This window comes from Lonsdalea britannica (assembly GCF_946477055.1).
Lineage (GTDB): Bacteria > Pseudomonadota > Gammaproteobacteria > Enterobacterales > Enterobacteriaceae > Lonsdalea > Lonsdalea britannica_A.
In genome coordinates, this window is the sequence record NZ_CAMKXG010000234.1 from 1 (window position 1) to 5627 (window position 5627).

General features: G+C 52.6%; 6 protein-coding genes and 1 tRNA gene. 2 read left to right on the forward strand and 5 right to left on the reverse strand.

The features are described from left to right. Nucleotides 1–35: 35 nt before the first annotated feature. The 3 genes from rseA to Q7O77_RS13960 all read right to left on the reverse strand — a co-directional run bounded on the left by rseA (nt 36) and on the right by Q7O77_RS13960 (nt 2335). A complete protein-coding gene (gene rseA, locus Q7O77_RS13950; RefSeq protein WP_304168428.1) occupies nt 36–692 on the reverse strand; it encodes an anti-sigma-E factor RseA in 657 nt (218 codons plus the stop codon). 51 nt (nt 693–743) lie between these two features. Further along, nucleotides 744–1319 (reverse strand): RNA polymerase sigma factor RpoE, encoded by a 576-nt coding sequence (gene rpoE, locus Q7O77_RS13955; RefSeq protein ID WP_026741430.1) that lies wholly within the window; start codon nt 1317–1319, stop codon nt 744–746. A gap of 272 nt (nt 1320–1591) precedes the next feature. Beyond that, nucleotides 1592–2335, reverse strand: coding sequence for a tRNA1(Val) (adenine(37)-N6)-methyltransferase (locus tag Q7O77_RS13960; protein WP_304168434.1), 744 nt, complete (start codon nt 2333–2335; stop codon nt 1592–1594). 132 nt (nt 2336–2467) lie between these two features. Here Q7O77_RS13960 and srmB point away from each other — a divergent pair, with 132 nt between their 5' ends. Then, nucleotides 2468–3796, forward strand: coding sequence for an ATP-dependent RNA helicase SrmB (gene srmB, locus Q7O77_RS13965; protein ID WP_085653179.1), 1329 nt, complete (start codon nt 2468–2470; stop codon nt 3794–3796). 192 nt (nt 3797–3988) lie between these two features. Here the strand turns inward: srmB and grcA are convergent, their stop codons facing one another. Next, the gene (grcA, locus tag Q7O77_RS13970; protein ID WP_085653178.1) at nt 3989–4372 is read right to left on the reverse strand and encodes an autonomous glycyl radical cofactor GrcA; all 384 of its coding nucleotides are present in this window, start codon (nt 4370–4372) and stop codon (nt 3989–3991) included. Nucleotides 4373–4728: 356 nt separating this feature from the next. On the opposite strand from grcA, the gene ung reads away from it, so the two are divergent. Further along, nucleotides 4729–5415 carry a uracil-DNA glycosylase gene (gene ung, locus Q7O77_RS13975; protein WP_304168438.1) on the forward strand — a complete coding sequence of 229 codons (687 nt, stop codon included), beginning with the start codon at nt 4729–4731 and terminating at the stop codon, nt 5413–5415. A 136-nt stretch (nt 5416–5551) separates the two neighbouring features. Here the strand turns inward: ung and Q7O77_RS13980 are convergent. Beyond that, nucleotides 5552–5627, reverse strand: a tRNA-Ala gene (locus Q7O77_RS13980).

Here is a 5627-nt window from a genome sequence, read left to right on the forward strand (position 1 = left end):
CGTGGGCTCGGAGATGTGTATAAGAGACAGCTTCATTACTGCGGCTGCATTCCTAATGATTGGGTTCCAGGCACCTGAACGGCAGCCTGTTGATCTTCATGTTGGTCGAAACGCAGTTGGTCAGAATGCACTCGGCGCTGCAGCTCATAGTCCTGCAGCAATGCATTAATACGCTCATGCTGAGCCTGTTGCTGACGCTGTCCCACCGTATTGACGTTGGTTTCAGCCGGTACGCTCAGGCTGACCGGCGATGCGGTGCCTAAAGCAGGAAGCGTGCTGAATGCCGGGGCTTCGACTGCGCCGTCCGTCGCGACACCGCCTTGCTGGTAGTGCTGCACGCCAACGATGACCGCCAGAGAAACACAGGCCGCGACACCAATTTGCGTCAGATTCGCCGCCAGTGGACGCACCTTGTTCCAGAACGACAGGTTTTGCCAGGTCCGAGGATGTGGCTGGGATTCGGGCACCGCCTGCGGGTTGAAGAGAACAGGTTCCTGCTCTAATGCGGCCGCGACACGGGCTGCGACGTCGACGTGCAAGACGTGTTCGCAGACATCATTGCGCAATGTATCGCGTACTACATGGTAACGCTGCCAGCTTTCCTGCAGTGTTTCGTCTTTCGACAAAGCGCTCAGCAGTTCGTTGTCGACAGCCTCGCCATCCATTAAAGCGGAAAGTTTTTCTTTCTGCATACCTTACACCCTTACCTTGTCAAATCGGTCATGATGAACGTTCACAACAAGTTAACGCTGAATAAGCGGTTGTACTTTATTATCAATAGCTTCGCGCGCACGGAAGATGCGCGACCGCACGGTGCCGACCGGACAACCCATGATGTCGGCTATCTCTTCATAGCTCAGGCCATCCAGTTCTCGCAGCGTGATTGCCAGTCGTAAATCCTCCGGCAACGACTCAATCGTGCGGAACACTATCCGACGCAACTCATCAGACAGCATTAAATTCTCAGGGTTCGATATTTCTTTTAACGCGCTGGCATTTTCATAATTCTCAGCGTCGCTGGCGTCCACGTCACTCGACGGAGGGCGCCGCCCCTGGGCAACGAGATAGTTTTTCGCCGTGTTCACCGCAATGCGATACAACCACGTATAAAACGCACTATCGCCGCGAAAAGACTCGAGCGCACGATAGGCTTTGATAAATGATTCCTGAACGACGTCCGGTACGTCGCCCGGGGGGACGTAACGAGATACCAGGCTCGCTACTTTATGCTGGTAACGAACAACCAGTAAATTGAACGATTTCCGATCGCCTTTCTGGACCCGTTCAACCAGAACCTGATCTGTTAACTGCTCGCTCATCCGAGGTAATATCTCCTCAAATTTGTCTCCACGCATAGGTTACGTAATGCCAGCCACGTTCTAAATCTTTGAGCAAGCACTCGCTTGGAGTCCATACACATCATTAAGTTCCGTTTCAAAAAGTCTTTTCTGCTTTATGTGATCGCCAGTGTGATTTCAGTACCAGACCCACCTGTACTCTTGCGGCTAGTTGTACCACACTTCGGCCATCCACGTGCGCCAAATCCCGCTATTCCGGGGGCTACGCATATGTAACACCGTCTTTCCATGTTTTACATAGACAGATAAAAATCGCGTGTCAGCGCCTGGTAGGCGTCGGAATAGTGTCCCTCGTCATTTCGAATCACCAGCGAAGAGCGCTCGGTCGCACCCGGCAGCAACGAGAGCGCCAGTAGCGTTCGATGTGCAGGACGCGACGCAGACTCACGAACATCCGTCCGTAATGACAAGCGCCATCCTTCTTTTTCAGCCTGCGGCACAAACATCTCCGCGACATCGTAGGGCAACACGACGCAAAAAAGCCCATCAGCCGCCAATTTCGCCTTCGTGCAACGCAATAATTCTTGATGAGTCAAAGAGGTAGTATAGCGGGCCTGAGCGCGCGACTCTGAACGGCAGCTCACTCCCGGAACGAAATAAGGCGGATTGCTGACAATCAGCGCGTACTGTTCGTCGGTTCGTTCCGTGAAGTCAGCGATATCCGCCGTGTGAATGGTCATCTGCTCGCGCCAGGGCGAAGCCGCCGCGTTCTCTTTTGCCTGCTGCCCTGCCGCGGCATCCAGCTCTACGCCATCTATCGACAGCCGCCCTTTCGTACGCTGCGCTAGCATAAGCGCAATCAACCCAGAACCGCAGCCGATATCCAGCAGTCGACCTGCTTTCGGCACTGGCGCCCACGCGCCGAGGAGAATACCGTCCGTCCCGACTTTCATCGCGCAGCGATCGTGCACCACGAAAAATTGCTTAAAGGTGAATCCGCCGGAACGTACCGCCGGCGTCGATAAAGGCTGAGTCATTTTGCGTCTTTTCCTGTTAAACCGCGCTAGCATAGGAGAAACTCTGACGCAGTAAAAGTCGTCTGCATCGCTTAAAGAGATGAACAACCGGGCCAATGAGTCTATAATCGGCGCCCCAAATAGAGGTAGATAATGACAGCGACCAATTTTTCCGAGTTTGATCTTGATGAAAGCCTGCTAAACGCCCTGCAGGATATGGGGTTCTCCCGCCCAACGGCAATTCAGGCTGCCGCCATTCCCCCAGCAATGGACGGACGGGACGTTCTAGGCTCTGCACCAACAGGAACCGGGAAAACTGCCGCCTATCTGCTACCGGCATTGCAGCATCTGCTCGACTTCCCACGTAAAAAATCCGGACCGCCGCGCATACTGATTCTGACGCCTACGCGAGAATTGGCGATGCAGGTGGCCGAGCAGGCTAAAATTCTGGCCGCTCAGACACATCTGGATATCGCCACCATCACCGGCGGCGTCGCCTATATGAACCACGCCGAAGTGTTCAGCGAGAACCAGGATATCGTCGTCGCGACGACCGGTCGTTTGCTGCAATATATTAAAGAAGAAAACTTCGACTGCCGCGCGGTGGAAACGCTGATCCTGGATGAAGCCGACCGCATGCTCGACATGGGATTCGCACAGGATATTGAACACATCGCCGGGGAAACGCGCTGGCGTAAACAGACGTTGCTGTTTTCTGCGACGCTGGAAGGCGATGCCATCAAAGACTTCGCCGAGCGCCTGTTGAAAGAACCGGTTGAAGTGGAAGCCGATCCGTCACGTCGCGAGCGCAAAAAGATCCAGCAATGGTACTACCGAGCAGACGATCTTCAGCACAAAACCGCGCTGTTGTGTCATCTGCTGAAACAGCCGGACGTCACTCGCTCCATCGTCTTTGTGCGCAAGCGTGAGCGCGTGCATGAAATGGTCGCATGGCTGCGTGAAGCGGGTATCGAAACCTGCTATCTGGAAGGTGAAATGGTGCAGGCTAAGCGCAATGAGGCAATCAAACGCCTGAGCGACGGCCGAGTCAACGTGCTGGTGGCAACCGACATCGCCGCACGCGGACTCGACATCAATGATGTCAGCCACGTATTCAACTTCGACCTGCCTCGCACGGCAGATACCTATCTGCACCGCATTGGCCGTACCGGCCGCGCGGGTCGTAAAGGTTGCGCCATCTCGCTGGTAGAAGCGCACGACCATCTGCTGCTGGGGAAAATCAGCCGCTACCTGAACGAGCAGATGAAAGCCAGAGTGGTTGATGAACTGCGTCCTTCCACGCGTGCGCCGAGTGCGAAAATCACCGGTAAACCGTCGAAGAAAGTTCTGGCGAAGCGCGAAGAGAAAAAGCAGAAAGAGAAGCCGAAGACCAAGACGAAAGTGCGTCATCGCGATAGCAAAAATATCGGTAAACGTCGTCAGCCTAGCAATAGCGCGGATAAACCGGCCGACAAAAAATAATCGTCCAGCCGCGTCTCAACGAAGCGGTCTAAGACAACGGTACATGTTGCGATCCGCTGTCCTACAACGCCCAATGAACTTCATTGGGCGTTTTGCATTTAGGGCCGAGGCAGACAACAAAAAAGGGAGCCAATGGCTCCCTTTTCTATACGTTCTATACGGTTAATCCGTTTTAAATGACGTCGCTCTCGATTACAGGCTTTCTGTAAAAGTACGAGCAATAACGTCGCGCTGCTGTTCTGGCGTCAGCGAGTTGAAGCGAACCGCATAACCAGATACACGAATGGTCAGCTGCGGGTATTTTTCCGGATTCTTGACCGCATCTTCCAGCGTTTCACGGCGCAGTACGTTAACATTCAAGTGCTGGCCCCCTTCAACGCGAACTTCTGGTTTCAGCTCCAGAGGAATTTCACGATACTCGAACTGGCCCAGATCGCTGACCGGCACGATTTGATCTTCGCTGTAATCCGCTTTTGAACAAACGCAACGCGCCTCTGATTTCTCATCATCCAGTAACCAGAAAGAATTAACCAATGCGGTGTTGTTTGCCTTGGTGATTTGAATACCTGTAATCATGATTGCCTCCGTAGCACGGCGTGTAAGTCTGAATGTGAATCTCGTATCCAGTAACAAATCTGCCTGTTGTTTAACATCAGGGTAAACCCGACTGAATCTGCTAACCTGTATACCAGCCAAACACCCCGCAATCATTGATTCAAATCAATTCCTTCCACTTGCGGAATTAACTGTTGCCACCAATCTTTTGTTTTATATCAATTTTCCCAATTTTGTGCGCTTTGCAAAAAATCCTATATTTTTTCAATTTTTTTGTTAAAACAACGCTGACGCCGCGAATAGTCCGGTTATGGTTTTACCTCTTCAGGATTGAACGGTAAGCTAGCCGGATTGATTGAATGGACAAGGGCGCATTGATGGCAACTTCCCTGACCTGGCACGACGTACTGTCCCAGGAGAAACAACAACCCTACTTCACTGATACGCTGAAATTCGTTCACCAGGAACGAGAAGCGGGAAAAGTGATCTACCCGCCTCAGCAAGACGTGTTCAACGCTTTCCGCTATACCGAATTTCACGATGTCAAAGTCGTTATTCTCGGTCAGGATCCTTACCACGGTCCGAATCAGGCACACGGCCTTTCTTTTTCCGTCCGCCCCGGCATCCCGGCGCCGCCGTCACTCGCCAACATCTATAAAGAACTGGCCAGCGACATTCCCGGTTTTGAGATTCCACGACACGGCTTTCTGCAGAGCTGGGCTCAGCAAGGCGTTTTACTCCTTAACACCGTACTCACCGTGGAAGGCGGAAAAGCGCACTCGCATGCCAATCTGGGATGGGAGACGTTTACGGACAAAGTGATCGCAGCGCTTAATTCACATCGTGAGGGGATCGTTTTTCTGCTGTGGGGATCGCATGCGCAGAAAAAAGGCAACATCATCGATCAGCAGCGTCACCATGTGCTGAAAGCGCCACACCCTTCACCGCTTTCAGCGCATCGCGGCTTTATGGGATGCCGGCATTTTTCACAGGCCAATCATCTGCTGGAGCAGCAGGGCCTATCGCCTATAGACTGGATGCCGCAGCTTCCTGACGAAAACTGATTTTACCGACGGCCTTCGTTCATTCGAACGGGGGCATTTCGTTGAAGAATAAGCAGAAATTTAGAAAATAAAACTAAAGACAGATGACTGCGGAATAAAAGAAGAATCAGAGGAAAAACGGGAAGGAATAGAATATTGGTGGAGCTAAGCGGGATCGAACCGCTGACCTCTTGCATGCCATGCAAGCGCTCTCCCAGCTGAGCTATAGCCCC